Raw genomic sequence first — 14,190 nt, 5'->3', positions numbered from 1 at the left:
ATCCGACCGGAAGCGGCAGCCGCTCGGCGGCACCGTCCGGTCAGCGCCCCGGCCGCCCGCCGGGCACCGTCCGCTCCGCCTCCCGGATCGCGGCGGCCAGCTCGGCCACCCCGTGCTCGCGCAGCACCCCGTAGTGGTCGCCGGCCAGGTCGACCACGGTGGGCGGGGCGGCCGAGTAGCCGCTGCGGCCCTCGATGAAGGAGTAGTCGTCGCCCGCTGCCTTGAAGAGGGTCACCGGCGCCTCCAGCCGCCGCTCGGCGAGTTCGCGGAAGCTGTACTCGAACTCGTAGGTCTCACCGACGATCCCGGTGATCCGCCGGATCAGCTCCTCGTCCAGCTCCGGCAGCATCCGGTGCACGAAGGCGACGAAGGTCGGCTCGTCCACCGTCTCGGCCAGGCAGCGTTCCAGTTCGGGGCCGCCGATCCGGCCGGTGAACACCCCGAACAGGATGGTCAGGTACACCGGGTCGGTGTACGAGGCCTCGCGGCCCCGCCGACGGCCGTCGTTCCGGCGCACCTTCGGGTTGCCGGGGCAGATCAGCAGCAGGCGTTCCACCCGCTGCCCAGCCCGCTCCAGCTGCCAGGCCGCCTCGAAGGCGACCCGGGCGCCGAAGGAGAAGCCCCACAGCGTGTACGGGCCCCGCGGCTGCACCCGGCGCAGCTCGGCGACGTCGGCGGCGGCCATCTCCCGGATGGTCGGGTACGGCGTCTCGCCGGGGTTGACGCCGTACGCCTGGACGCCGTAGAACGCCCGGCCCCCGCTCGCCTCGCGGCCGAGCGGCCGCAGGTTCATCGGGTAGCCGCCGAGGCCGGGCCAGCAGAACACCGCCCGGCCGGCGTCGCCCGGGTGCAGCGGTATCAGCCGGGAGGCCGCGCCCCTGCCGCCGCTCTCCCCGCAGCCCGCGCCGTCGCCCTCCCCGCGCGCCCGCTCGATGCGCGCGGCCAGGTCACCCAGCCGGGGGCACTGGAAGAGCACCTGCAGCGGCAGGGCGACGCCGAACTCCCGGTTGATCCGGTTGACCAGGGCGACGGCGATCAGCGAGTTCCCGCCGACGGCGAAGAACTCGTCCGTCACCGACACGTCCTCGTAGTCCAGCGCCCGCCCCCAGGCCTCGGCCAGCCACCGCTCGTACCCGGTGGCCGGGGCGACGAACTCGCCGCGCACGTCGGCCGTGCGGACGGCCTCGGACGCGGCCAGCGCCTTGAGGTCCACCTTGCCGTTCGCGGTGAGCGGCAGGGCGTCCAGCACCAGCACCCGGTTGGGCAGCATGTAGTCGGGCAGCAGGGTGGCCAGTTCCTCCTTGATGATCTCGGCCGGGCCCTTCATGTGGACGGTGTCCTCGTGCATGCCCTCGCTGCGGATCTGCTCCTCGCTCACCTTGCCGCCGAGGAAGAAGTACGACGGCCCCGGGGTGATCCCGCGGCCGGCCAGGATCTCGTCGATGCGGCGTGCGGCGGGCAGCGGGTGGCCGGACTTGGAGCTGTAGCCGGAGGACATGAGGCCCAGGGCCAGGCCGTTGCGCTGGAGGCGGTGCAGCACCGCGCCGAGTTCGACGTACTGCAGCCACTCCTCCTCGGCGCGGCTGACGGCCGTGATGCCGAACGAGGCCCGGGCGTAGACGGCCTGGTTGATCGCGATCACGTGCCGGGACTCCATCACCTCGTCCGCGACGTGCGTCAACTCGCCGTCGGCGTACCGGTAGAGGCCGCCGGGCAGGCCGTCCACCCGGCCCTCGTGGGCCTGGACGTACAGCTCGACGCGCTCGGCCCGCGCCGGGCCGCCGGCCCGGACGACGGCGAAGCCGCCCAGGTAGTGGTCCTCCTCGGCGACGTCCAGCCGGTCCTTGGCCGCCGGGTCGGGGCCGAGCGGGCGCACGTCCAGCCCGTACCCGGGCAGCACCTCCGCCAGGACGCCCAGCATGTGGCCGGTCTCGAACTCCAGCACCTCCCGGATGTTGTTCCTATAGACCGGCTCGACGGCGCCGTGCTTCCCGGAGAAGTGCAGCGTCAGGCAGGCCTCGGGCGCGGGCTCGGCGGGCCCGATCCGGACCAGGACGTGCTCGACCGGGTGGTAGTAGTACAGCCCGGCGGCGAGCCCGTCCAGGCCGTCGGTCTCCAGGTACAGCTGGGTCGCGTACAGCGCGCCGGGCGAGGCGTAGGAGTACTTGGGCAGCAGCCGCTCCTCGCTGTGGAACTGGCCGAACCACCGCAGGACGCGGCCGAGTTCGGGCAGGCCCAGGAGCTCCGGGTCGCGGCCGGTGGCGCCGGCCGGGCGCGGGGCGAGCAGCGCGGTGAGGTCGTCCCGGGTGACGGCGCCGCCCTCGTAGAACCGGTAGGTCTTGCGGGCGAAGGTCTCCCGGCGCTGGTCCTCGGTCTCCTTCCGTCCGGGCAGCTCGACCCGTTCGCGGCCGGCCAGTGCGCTCCGGTCGCGCAGGCCCGGGTCGGACAGCTGGGCCTTGACCTGGAGCTTGCTGGCCTTGGACTGGTGGTGGCCGCCGTGGCTGCCCTGGTCCATCAGGGCGGCCTCGCGCGGGTTGAGTTCGACGCAGGCGACCAGGTTCGGGTGCCCGGTGCGGTCGTCCCCGGTGACGACCGCGGCCGAGCGGCGCACCCAGGTGTGCTCCTCGATCGCGCGGGCGATCTCGTCCAGCTCGACCCGGTACCCGCGCAGCTTGACCTGGTTGTCCACCCGGCCGGCGAACTGCAGGGTGCCGTCCGGGTTCCGCTGCACGAGGTCGCCGGTGCGGTACAGCCGCTCGCCGGAGTCGAACGGGGCGCGGACGAACCGCTCCGCGGTCAGCTCCGGCCGGTTCAGGTAGCCGCGGGCGAGCTGGACGCCGCCGATGTACAGCTCGCCGACGCCGTCGGCGGCGACCGGCAGCAGCTCCTCGTCGAGGACGTAGCACCGGGTGTCGGCCACCGGCCGGCCGATCGGCACCGAGCCCGCGCCGTCGCCCGGATCCGCCGGGTCCACCAGGTGCGAGGTGGCGTTGATGGTGCACTCGGTCGGGCCGTACAGGTTGACCAGCGCGGCCTGCGGCAGGGCCTGGAGCAGGTCGCGGGCGAGCCGCCGGGAGAGTGCCTCGCCGCCGGCGAACACCCGGGTCAGGCCGGTGCAGTCGGTGAAGCCCTCGGTGTCCAGCAGCGCCCGCAGCAGGGTGGGCACGCACTGGAGCGCGGTCACCCGGTGCCGCCGGACGGCGGCGACCAGTGCCTCCGGGTCGCGGTACAGGCCGGGCGTGCCGGCCACCACCCGGGCGCCGACGGCGGGGGCGAGGATCTCCCACTGCGCGGCGTCGAAGCTCATCGGGGTCTTCTGCAGCACCGTGACCTCGGGGTCCAGGTGCCCGGCGGAGTGCATCCAGCGCAGCTGGGAGACCACCGAGCGGTGCTCGATCATCACGCCCTTGGGCCGGCCGGTGCTGCCCGAGGTGTAGATCACATAGGCGAGCGACTCCGGCGCGGCGGCCTCCTCCGCCGCTTCCTCCGCCGCTTCCTCCGCCGCCGCGTCCGGCATCGGCTCGGAGTCCTCGAAGGTGACGACCGCGGTCCCGGCGGGGGCCAGTGCGGCGAGCCGCTCGCGCAGGTGCGCCTGGGTGAGCACGATCCGGGTGCCGCTGTCCTCGATCATGTAGCGGATCCGGTCCTCGGGGTACTCGGGCGACAGCGGCAGGTAGCCGGCCCCGGCGTGGAGCACGCCCCAGGCCCCGGCGACCAGTTCGACGGACGGCTCGACGTACAGGCCGACGCAGCCGTCCGGGCCGGCGCCCAGGCGGCGCAGCCGCGCGGCCAGCCGGCGGGCCGTCCCGGACAGCTCCCGGAAGGTGAGGCCGCCACCCTCGCCGAGGACGGCCGGCGCGTCGGGCCGGATGCCCGCCTGCCGGTCGAGCAGCCCGGTCAGCGCGGTGCCGACCGGAGCACGGCGGGCATGCGGGACGGCGGGGGTGGCGGTGTCGGTGGTGGGGACGGACGGGGTGTCGCGCATGAGACATGACCTTCGATGGTGCGTGGACGGACGGCCCCGGCGCTCCTGCTCACCAGGAGCACCGGGATCGCCACCCACCGTCGGCCGCCCGGCGTCCCGGCCGCATGAGGCACCGGTCGGGACCTGCGCCGGTGCCGTCCCGGCCGGCCCGCCCGACGTCCCGGGCGGGAGCCCGCCCGGTCCCACGCCGCCCGAGCGCCGCCCGGGCATTCGCGCGTTCACGATCACGTAACCGAACGGAAGCGCACCGTCGGTAGCGTCGGCGGCATGAAGGCATCCCGCACGCGCCCCGAACGGCTCTGGCACCGGCCCTTCCGCAGGTCCGACCGCAGGTGCGCGGCGCCCCAGGGCCAGGCGACCCGGCTGCCCGCGCTCACCGGCGGCCCGTACCGGACCGGCCGGCCGCAGCCGCCCGCGGAGCATGCCGCCGGTCAGGCACCGGAGGCCCCGTCCCGGCTGTCCCTGCCGGACGGGACCGAGCTGCTGCTGCGCCCGGCCGGGCCGGCCGACCGGGCGGCGGCACTGGCGATGCACGGCCGCTGCTCCCCCGCCGCGCTGCGGCTGCGCTACCACGGCCCGGTCCGCGACGCCGGCCGCTACCTGGACCACCTGCTGGACCCCCGGCACGGCCGCAGCCTCGTCGTGACCGCCCCGGACGGGCGGGTCGTCGCGCTCGGGCACCTGATGTGGGACGACGGCGAGGCCGAGCTGGCCGTCCTGGTCGAGGACGCCTGGCAGCGGCGCGGGCTGGGCCTGGCGCTGCTGCGGCGGCTGTCGGCGGTGGCCCGGGCGGCCGGTGTGGGGACGGTGTACGCGGTGACCCACGGCGACAACGCCGGGCTGATCGCCGCGATGCGGCGGCTGGACGCCCCGCTGGACTTCCGGGCCGAGGACGGCACCCTGGTGATCACCGCCACGTTGGCCGCCGCGGATCCGGCCGGATGCGCCCACCGTCCGAACCGCTGATCATTTCTTCACCAGATCCTTACCCGGGCCGCTCGGGAACCCCGCGGTGCCCGTGGAGCGTCGTGAAGGAGTGGGGGTTTGGAGCCGATCCCTTGGGGCTGCTCCGTACACCGCTCTCCCCGACAGGCCGTCAGCGACGCCCGCGAACGCGTCGCAGCAGGCGGCACGGGGTCCGGATCGTCCGGTCGGGCTACGGAGTCGGTAGGCTGACCCCCGTCCCCGCCGCCCGTCGGCCCGTTATCCGGCCACGGGTGGTGCCGCAGCAAGGAGGAACCACTGAGCATGGCAGGCACCGAATCGGAGCCCACAGGCGCACGCGACGCCTCGCTGCCGGCCCGCGCCAAGATCGCGGTCACCGCCGGCCGGGTCGCCGCCGCCGTGTCGCGCAAGGCCGGGCGCGGGAGCGGCTCGGTGATCGGCGGCAAGGTCGCCCTCAAGCTCGACCCCGACCTGCTCGCCACCCTCGCCGACCACCTCGACGTCGTCCTGGTCAGCGCGACCAACGGCAAGACCACCACCACCCGCCTGATCGCCGAGGCGCTGCGCGCCGCCGGCCCGGTGGTCTCCAACGCCCTGGGCGCCAACATGCCGGCCGGCATCACCTCCGCCCTGGCCGGCGGCACGGACGCCCGCTTCGGCGTGATCGAGGTCGACGAGAAGTACCTGGCGACGGTCGCCCGCGACACCCGCCCCAAGGCGATCGCCCTGCTCAACCTCTCCCGCGACCAGCTCGACCGCGCCGCCGAGACCCGGATGATGGCCGAGAAGTGGCGCGAGGGCCTGCAGAACACCGAGGCCGTGGTCATCGCCAACGCCGACGACCCGCTGGTGACCTGGGCCGCCTCCTCCTGCAAGAAGGTGGTCTGGGTGGCCGCCGGACAGGCCTGGAAGGAGGACGCCTGGTCCTGCCCCGCCTGCGGCGGTGTCATGCAGCGCCCCGGCGACGACTGGTTCTGCCAGGACTGCGGCTTCCGCCGTCCCAACCCGCACTGGGCGCTCCAGGGCACCCACGTGATCGACCCGCAGCGCGGCGCCTGGCCGATCCAGCTCCAGCTGCCGGGCCGGGCCAACCTGGCCAACGCCACCAGCTCCGCCGCCGTCGCCGCCGTGTTCGGCGTCGCCCCGCAGGTCGCCCTGGAGCGGATGCGCTCGGTGGCCGCCGTGGCCGGCCGCTACGACGTGGTCCAGTACCAGGGCCGGGACATCCGCCTGCTGCTGGCCAAGAACCCGGCCGGCTGGCTGGAGACCTTCTCGCTGATCGACGGCCCGCCCGCCCCGGTGATCCTCTCCGTCAACGCCCTCGACGCCGACGGCACCGACACCTCCTGGCTGTGGGACGTCGACTACGAGCGCCTCGCCGGGCACCCGGTCTTCGTGATGGGCCAGCGCAAGCTGGACCTGGCCGTCCGCCTGGAGGTCGCCGGGCTCCAGTTCCACGTGGTGGACACCCTGGAGCAGGCCGTCCGGATGGCCCCGCCCGGCCGGATCGAGGCCATCGCCAACTACACCGCCTTCCAGCAGCTGCGGAAGGTCGTGGCCGGCTGATGCCGCGCCCGCACACCAGTCTTTACGTGACGGAAGGCCTTCGAGGATGAGTGAGAGCAGCCTGCGCGTGGTCTGGGTCTACCCGGACCTGCTCAGCACCTACGGCGACCGGGGCAACGCCCTGGTCGTGGAGCGCCGGGCCCGCCAGCGCCACCTCAACGTGACCCGGATCGACGTCCGCTCCGACCAGGCGATCCCCACCAGCGGGGACATCTACCTGATCGGCGGCGGCGAGGACCGCCCGCAGCGCCTGGCCGCCGAGCGGCTGCGCGCCGACACCGGCCTGGTGCGGGCCGCCGAGAACGGTGCGATCATCTTCGGCGTCTGCGCCGGTTTCCAGATCATGGGCCACGAGTTCATCAACGACCTCGGCGAGCGCGAGCCGGGCCTGGGCCTGCTCGACGTCTGGACCACCCGCGGCGAGGGCGCCCGCTGCGTCGGCGACGTGCTCGCCGACGTCGACCCCCGGCTCGGCCTGCCGCAGCTGACGGGCTTCGAGAACCACCAGGGCGTCACCCACCTCGGCCAGGGCGTGCAGCCCTTCGCCACCGTCAACGTCGGTCGGGGCAACGGCACCGGTGACGGCACCGAGGGCGCCTGGCGGGACACCGTGTTCGGCACCTACCTGCACGGCCCGGTGCTGGCCCGCAACCCCGCCGTGGCCGACATGCTGCTGAAGCTGGCGCTGGACGTCAGCGCGCTGCCGCCGGCGGACACCACCTGGTACGACGCGCTGCGCGCCGAGCGCATCGCGGCCGCGACGCGCCCCCAGTAGTACATCCGTACGCCCCGGCCGGGTGCCCGCCATGCGGTCACCCGGTCCGCGGGCGGCCCCGGAAGTACCACAATGGGGCTGCCTACTGCACACCCTCCTCGGCAGCAGGCTGCAATTCCGCGCGGGGGCGCCGACGGCGCCGCTCCCGCGTCGGCTCCTGCCCGGCCGGACCAGGGGCCGTATGCTCGACTTCGCGGCCGTTTTCGGACGTTCTGTCCGGATCGGCCGGTCCTTCACCCCTCGGCCACCTCCCCGCCACCCCGGCGTGGGAGCGACCCGTTACGGTGACGGCTCGTCGTCCCAGCCTGTAGTCCGGCCGTTCCTCGGTTCTGCTCGGGAGTTGCAAAGCTAATGCGTATCGGAGTGCTGACCAGCGGCGGTGACTGCCCCGGCCTGAACGCGGTGATCCGTTCCGTGGTCCACCGGGGGGTGGTCGACCACGGCGACGAGATCATCGGGTTCGAGGACGGGTGGCGCGGGTTCCTGGAGGGCCACCACCGCCCCCTGACCCTGGACTCGGTGAGCGGCATCCTGGCCCAGGGCGGCACCATCCTCGGTTCCTCCCGGGTCCAGCCGAGCCACCTCCGGGACGGCGTCGAGCGGGCCAGGAAGTACTGCTCCGACCTCGGCCTGGACGCGGTCATCCCGATCGGCGGCGAGGGCACCCTGAAGGCCGCCAAGCTGATGAGCGACGCGGGCCTGCCGATCGTCGGCGTGCCGAAGACCATCGACAACGACATCGCCGCCACCGACGTGACCTTCGGCTTCGACACCGCCGTCTCGGTGGCCACCGAGGCGCTGGACCGCCTGAAGACCACCGCCGAGTCCCACCAGCGGGTCATGGTCGTCGAGGTCATGGGCCGCCACACCGGGTGGATCGCGCTGAACGCGGGCATGGCGGCCGGCGCGCACGCCATCGTCGTCCCGGAGCGCCCGTTCCACATCGACAAGCTCACCGAGGTCGTCCGCGAGCGCTTCGACCGGCAGAAGAAGTTCGCCATCGTGGTCTGCGCCGAGGGCGCCAAGCCCGAGCCCGGCACCATGCACTGGGAGGAGGGCACCAAGGACATCTACGGCCACGAGCGGTTCACCGGCATCGCCACCCAGCTCTCCCGCGAGCTGGAGCACCGTCTCGGCAAGGAGGCCCGCCCGGTGATCCTCGGCCACACCCAGCGCGGCGGCACCCCGACCGCCTACGACCGGGTGCTCGCCACCCGCTTCGGCTGGCACGCCGTCGAGGCCGTCCACAAGGGCGCCTTCGGGCACATCACCGCACTGCAGGGCACCAACATCAACCTGGTGCCGCTGGCCGAGGCGGTCGCCGAGCTGAAGACCGTGCCGCAGGACCGCTACCTGGAGGCCGAGACGGTCATCTGACCGCCCGCCCGCACCCGCAGGCCCCCGGACCCGCCCCGCGCGGTCCGGGGGCCTCGTGCTCTCCGGATCCGGTGGACAACAGCCCCGGCTTCGGGTGGGCGCGGTCTCCCGCCTCGGGTGGGCGCGGCCCGGCCCCGGCCGTTAGCGTGTCCGGCATGGAGATCCTCGCGTACGGAGTGCAGGCCGACGAACGGCCACTGCTGGAGCAGGCCTTCGCCGGCCGGCACGGGCTTCGCTGCCTGGACGTGTTCCTCAACCGCGACACCGCCCCACTGGCCGTCGGCTACCCGGCCGTCAGCAGCAGCGTCAACGCCGTCCTCGACGCCGAGACCCTCGCGGCGCTGGCGGCGGGCGGCACCGAACTCATCGCCCAACGCTCCACCGGCTTCAACAACATCGACCTCGACGCCGCCGCCGAACTCGGCCTCACCATCGCCCGGGTCTCCTACTACAGCCCGTACTCGGTGGCCGAACACGCCTGGGCCCTCGCCCTCGCCGTCAACCGCCGCCTCACCCGCGCCGCCAACCGCACCCGCGAGTTCGACTTCCGCCTCGACGGCCTGCTCGGCCGGGACGTCCACGGCATGACCGTCGGCGTCATCGGCACCGGCAAGATCGGCGAGTGCTTCGCCCGGATCGCGGCCGGCTTCGGCACCGAACTCCTCGGCTGGGACATCGCCCCCAACCCCGCCTGCCTCGACCTCGGCATGCACTACACCGAACTGCCCGAACTCCTCACCCGCGCCGACCTGGTGAGCCTCCACGTTCCCCTCCTCCCCGCCACCCACCACCTGATCGACGGGGACGCGCTGGCCCGGATGAAGGACGACGCCATCCTGATCAACTCCAGCCGCGGCGGCCTCGTCGACAGCGCCGCCCTCGTCGAGACCCTGCGCGCCGGACGCCTCTCCGGCGTCGGCCTCGACGTCTACGAGGAGGAGACCGGCCTCTTCTTCACCGACCGCTCCATCCAGGGCATCACCGACGACACCCTCGCCCGCCTCGTCACCTTCCCCCAGGTCCTGGTCACCAGCCACCAGGCCTACTTCACCCGCACCGCCGTCGGCCAGATCATCGACGCCACCGCCCGCAACATCGACGACTTCGCCGCCGGCCGCCGCAACGAGAACACCCTCGTCCCCAGGAGCACGTGAGCCGCGGTGCTCGACGGCCGGCCGGACCGGCAGGTGTGGCACCGCGCCGCCGCGACCGGGACTCCCGACGAATCCGTGGCCTCCGCCTTGCAGGACGCGGCGCGACGGGCCGCCCGGCGCGGCGGCATCGCCGCGGCCGTCACCGCGCTGGAACAGGCCGCCGCGCTCAGCGAGGACGCCGACCGGCGTGCCGAACTCCGGGCAGAGGGAATCTCACTGAGCGCTCCAAGGCGGGTGACGGGTGACGGAGGGTCGGCGCCCCCTGGCTGGGTGCCGGGTTCGGCGGACATCGGTCGTGCCGCCGTCCGCGAGGTGGTCAGGCCTGCCGGCCCCGGCGGCGCAGCCAGGTCGGCGCCGCGTCCGCGATCTCGCGCCGGCCACTGTCGACGGTCAGCGAGTGCCCTCCGACCACCGGCCCCTTTCCGCCCCCGAACCATCACGATTGTCTAACTGACCGTCAATTCACAGAATCTGCTTACGCTTTCCTCTCGCCGTCCGTAGTCTTCCCAGCGTCATCCGACCGCCGAGCCGATCGGCGCGGGCCACAGGGAGTACGAGGCGCGTGAGGCTCTACGGACAGGAGGCCGTCCTCGACGGCCTCGTCCCACAACTGGTGGGACTCGACCGCACCACCAACCGACGACCGCACCACCGGCGCGCCGCCCCGGTCGTCCACCTGGTCGGCGCGCGCGGCAGCGGGAAGACCACCCTTCTCGACGACCTCCGGAACAACTACCGCAACCGGGTCCCCCTGGTCCGGGCCGACCTGGCAAGGGAGGACTTCGGCTTCGAAGGACTGGGAAGGCTTCCGGGCGACGACCTCCCGAACGCCTCCCACCACACCAGCCTGCTCTACCTGGTCTCCCACTACCTGCAACTCGCCGTCCCGGGCTCCTGGACCAGCCTCAAGTTCCGCAGGCTCTCCCTCGGTCTCCTCGTCGTCACCACCTGGCCGGCCTCCACCCCCGCCGACCCCGACGAACCGGCCGACCTCCACAACCTCCGGCAGCAGCTGGACCGCTTCCGGACCGTCATCACCGCCGACAGTGTGGACCGCAGACGCCGCAACGAACTGATCAAGCAACTGTTCGACGCCCTGCTCCCCCTGATCAGCACCGTCACCGCGATGCCCCCCGGCGCCGACGCCCTCGCCCAGACCGTCCTCACCACGGCCCGCGATGCCCTCCTCTCCCCGCGCGGCGACCGGGGCGCCCTCAACTGGTGGAAGAAGAGGCTCGGCGACTACCAGGGCGACGCCATCCAGAGGCTCTACCGGTTCGGCCAGACCTTCCAGCAGCAGGACCACCGACGGAACGGGATCGAGGCACTCCTCACCGCCGCCCTCATCGCCGACATCGACGACAGCTACGACCTCAGACGACGCCTCAACGACACCCCCCGGCCGCTCATCCTGCTCGACAACCTCGACGCCCTCCCCGACGACCGGCTCATCGCCCCGCTCCGAGACGCCTTCGCCCACCTCGACGCCGACCGACCCGGCACCCACCCCGTCTTCGTCGTCACCACCCAGGGCCCCTCCCGGGGCCTCCCGCCCCTCACCCGCGACCCCATCCCGGACGGAACCTGGATGACCATGGGCCTGCCCCCCGTACGGCAGCGGGAGATCCGGATGATGCTCGGCACCACCCTCTACCCGACCGAACTCCCCCTCCTCGTCGACCGGCTCAGCGGCGGACGCGCCGCCACCGCCTGCACCCTCCTCGACGCCTTCGACAGGGTCCACCAGGCCGCCGACCGCACGGGCGGCGCCGGCAGCACCCGCGCCCTCACCGACCAGCTCCGCTCCCCCAGCGACACCGGGACCCGCGCCGGCCTCCTCCACGACCTCGTGGACCAGTTCCTCCCCGACCCCGCCCTGCGGGCCCGCATCCGCCTCCTCTCCGCCGCACTCGACCGCGGCGAGGCCATCGCCCTGCTCACCTCCTACCGCCAGGAGACCGACCCCGTCGACCGGCTCGAAGAAGTCCAGGCCCACCTCACGGCCAACCACGCCGACCCGTACCACTGGCCCTCGTACGGACCCGGCACGCCCTACCTCGCCGACCGCGCCCTGCGCACCCTGCTCCTCCAGGAACTACGCGCCGAAACCTCCTGGGCCGGCTGGGAGCAGATGCACAGCCTCCTCCGGGACCGCTACCCGAGCCCCACGGACGGCACCCCCCGCCCGCCGGAAGCCGAAGCCAAGTACCTCCACCACACCCTCGCCCTCGGCGACGTCGCGGAAGTCACCAACGCCCTCCACCGGCGCTTCCTCGCCGACCGGCCCGCCGACTGGCTCACCCTCCTCAACGTCGTCTGCTCCGCCCCCCAGCCCCCCGACGTGCAGACCGTCCCCGCACCCCTGTCCTGCCCCACCTGCACGGGCCCCGGTGCCGCCGCCGGCTCCCCCACCGTGCACCTCGCCGTCGCCCGCCTCCTCACCGCCCTGTGGCAGCAGTCCGCACCCCTCGCCGCCACCGACGAGGACCACGTCAACGAGATCGCCGCGCACCTTCGCACCCTCCGCGCGGTGAGCGACGACCCCGAACTCAGCCTGCTCCGGGCCCGCGACCACTGGCCCGTCCAGCTCCGGCAGGGCACGCAGGCACCCGACCTGCCGATAGAGAGAGCGAACGCATGAGCATCTCCGACATCTACGACGGCTGGGGGCGGCTCACCAAGGTCCTCGCCCTGGTGGCGGCCCTCGCCGTCGTCGCGGGCGCGATCGTGGCGGGCATCGAACTCACCCGCCCCGATCTCTCCTGCGGCAAGGGCGTGAGCAAGCAGACCCCCCACGGGGAGTGCACCGGCGTCACCGACGGCGCGTTCAGCTTCTCGCCCGCCCTCGACGCCGTCTCCCACCGGATCAAGGCGGAGAACGACAGCATCGCCGACCGCCCGCACGTCACCGTCGCCGTGATGGTCCCCATGACGGGCCTCGCCCAGTCCGTCAGCCAGGACCGCGTCCTGCGGCAGCTCCAGGGCGCCTACCTCGCCCAGTACCGCGCCAACCACGACGACGGCGGCAGGACCCCGCCCATCCGGCTCGTCCTCGCCAACCCCGGCTCCGACAGCTTCAACTGGAGGCCGGTCACCGAACAGCTCGCCGGCATGGCCGCCTCCACGCAGGACAACCTCCGCGCCGTCACCGGATTCGACCGCAGCGTCCCCTCCACCAAGGAGACCATCGCCCACCTCACCCGCGACCTGAAGATCCCCGTCGTCGGCGGGGCCATCACCGCGGACGACCTCGCCAACAGCCCCCAGGGGCCGAAGGACTTCCCCGGCCTCGTCCGGGTCGTCCCCACCAACACCGGCGAGGCCGACGCGCTCTCCTACTACGGCGCCCAGACCGGTACGCCCGAGAGTGCCGTCGTCGTCGAGGACACCCGCGAGGACGACAACTACATCACCACCCTCAAGCGTGCCTTCGAACGGAACACCAAGATCACTGCCGCCCACCAGCCCCAGACCTACACCTCGCCCCAGGACATCAACCAGGTCGGCAACATCCCCAACGTGTTCGACATCATGATCCAGAACATCTGTCAGTCCCAGGCGAACACCATCTACTTCGCCGGCCGCTACCTCCAGCTGCGGCTGTTCATCAACCGGCTCGGGGCACGCGGCTGCACCATGAAGCCGTACACCCTCATCAGCGGCTCCGAAGCGAACTCCCTGCTCACCGACCCCGAGCTCGACTGGGCGGCCCTCTCCAAGAACGTCACCGTACGCTACGTCTCGCTCGCGCACCGGGACATGTGGACCGGACCGACCGTCAACGGAGGCTCCGCCGAGGACCTCCAGGCACTCTCCGCCCGCGTCGACCAGGCCGCCAAGGAACCGGTCGGCCCCATCGGCCCCACCGACCTCTTCGACTCCCGCACCATCGTCATGCACGACACCGTGTGGACGGCCATCAGCGGCATCCGCCTCAGCGTCTCCGGAACCACCCCGCCCGCCACCTCCGCCAACCCGCTGCCCAGCATCACCGACGTCGCCAACATCTGGCAGTTCATGCACTCCAAGGCGATGGTCAAGGGCGCGGGCGGCTGGATCTGCCTCGACCAGAACGGCAACCCCTACGACAAGGCCCTCGCCATCGTCGAACTCCGGGACAACCCCCACGCCGCCAAGTTCGTCGGGCTCGCCTGGCCGACCGGCAAGCCCCCGGAGGAGGACTGCACCGCGCCGAACTCCTGAGCACGCCTGCCGGGCATGCCTTCCGAGCGGGATCGGCCGGCGGTGCCGGCACGGTGACCGACGTCCTGGTCGTCACCGGCGCGCAGAGGAGCACCCCGCCCGCGCTGCCGGCCCGGGTCATGGCGGCCATCACCCGCGCCGTCGTCGACCGGATCGCCGACGACGACACCGCGGGCCGCCGGACG

At 73.1% G+C, this 14,190-nt stretch carries 8 protein-coding genes; 7 read left to right on the top strand and 1 reads right to left on the bottom strand.

The window, feature by feature from the left end:
• Positions 1–40: 40 nt before the first annotated feature.
• Complete coding sequence (locus ACGF0D_RS20740; protein WP_392918221.1) at positions 41–3,985, bottom strand: amino acid adenylation domain-containing protein; 3,945 nt, start codon at positions 3,983–3,985, stop codon at positions 41–43.
• Between the two features lie 267 nt (positions 3,986–4,252).
• Between ACGF0D_RS20740 and ACGF0D_RS20735 the strand changes: the two genes are divergently transcribed.
• From ACGF0D_RS20735 to ACGF0D_RS20705, 7 genes are all read left to right on the top strand, one after another.
• On the top strand, positions 4,253–4,951 hold the full coding sequence (locus ACGF0D_RS20735) for a GNAT family N-acetyltransferase (protein ID WP_392918218.1): 699 nt from the start codon (positions 4,253–4,255) through the stop codon (positions 4,949–4,951).
• A 282-nt stretch (positions 4,952–5,233) separates the two neighbouring features.
• On the top strand, positions 5,234–6,496 hold the full coding sequence (locus tag ACGF0D_RS20730; RefSeq protein WP_224281748.1) for a MurT ligase domain-containing protein: 1,263 nt from the start codon (positions 5,234–5,236) through the stop codon (positions 6,494–6,496).
• A 46-nt stretch (positions 6,497–6,542) separates the two neighbouring features.
• A complete protein-coding gene (locus tag ACGF0D_RS20725; protein WP_392876158.1) occupies positions 6,543–7,271 on the top strand; it encodes a type 1 glutamine amidotransferase in 729 nt (242 codons plus the stop codon).
• Positions 7,272–7,622: 351 nt separating this feature from the next.
• Entirely contained in the window at positions 7,623–8,648 is a 1,026-nt protein-coding gene (locus ACGF0D_RS20720; RefSeq protein WP_392876160.1) for a 6-phosphofructokinase, read from the top strand.
• Between the two features lie 155 nt (positions 8,649–8,803).
• Positions 8,804–9,802: a 2-hydroxyacid dehydrogenase gene (locus ACGF0D_RS20715; RefSeq protein ID WP_392918215.1), complete on the top strand. Its 999-nt coding sequence runs from the start codon at positions 8,804–8,806 to the stop codon at positions 9,800–9,802.
• Positions 9,803–10,364: 562 nt separating this feature from the next.
• Positions 10,365–12,443: a hypothetical protein gene (locus ACGF0D_RS20710; protein WP_392918212.1), complete on the top strand. Its 2,079-nt coding sequence runs from the start codon at positions 10,365–10,367 to the stop codon at positions 12,441–12,443.
• Positions 12,440–14,005: an ABC transporter substrate-binding protein gene (locus ACGF0D_RS20705; protein ID WP_392876171.1), complete on the top strand. Its 1,566-nt coding sequence runs from the start codon at positions 12,440–12,442 to the stop codon at positions 14,003–14,005. Before ACGF0D_RS20710 ends, ACGF0D_RS20705 begins: the two co-directional genes overlap by 4 nt.
• Positions 14,006–14,190: the final 185 nt, after the last annotated feature.

It is taken from the genome of Kitasatospora sp. NPDC048298 (genome assembly GCF_043201465.1).
GTDB lineage: Bacteria > Actinomycetota > Actinomycetes > Streptomycetales > Streptomycetaceae > Kitasatospora.
The sequence above is the reverse complement of the archived record's forward strand: the minus strand, read 5'-3'. Positions and strand labels throughout refer to the sequence as shown.

Excerpts from the sequence above, each read along its gene's own strand:
- ACGF0D_RS20740 (WP_392918221.1), bottom strand. The coding sequence starts at position 3,985 with ATGCGCGACACCCCGTCCGTCCCCACCACCGACACCGCCACCCCCGCC.
- ACGF0D_RS20735 (WP_392918218.1), top strand. The coding sequence starts at position 4,253 with ATGAAGGCATCCCGCACGCGCCCCGAACGGCTCTGGCACCGGCCCTTC.
- ACGF0D_RS20730 (WP_224281748.1), top strand. The coding sequence starts at position 5,234 with ATGGCAGGCACCGAATCGGAGCCCACAGGCGCACGCGACGCCTCGCTG.
- ACGF0D_RS20725 (WP_392876158.1), top strand. The coding sequence starts at position 6,543 with ATGAGTGAGAGCAGCCTGCGCGTGGTCTGGGTCTACCCGGACCTGCTC.
- ACGF0D_RS20720 (WP_392876160.1), top strand. The coding sequence starts at position 7,623 with ATGCGTATCGGAGTGCTGACCAGCGGCGGTGACTGCCCCGGCCTGAAC.
- ACGF0D_RS20715 (WP_392918215.1), top strand. The coding sequence starts at position 8,804 with ATGGAGATCCTCGCGTACGGAGTGCAGGCCGACGAACGGCCACTGCTG.
- ACGF0D_RS20705 (WP_392876171.1), top strand. The coding sequence starts at position 12,440 with ATGAGCATCTCCGACATCTACGACGGCTGGGGGCGGCTCACCAAGGTC.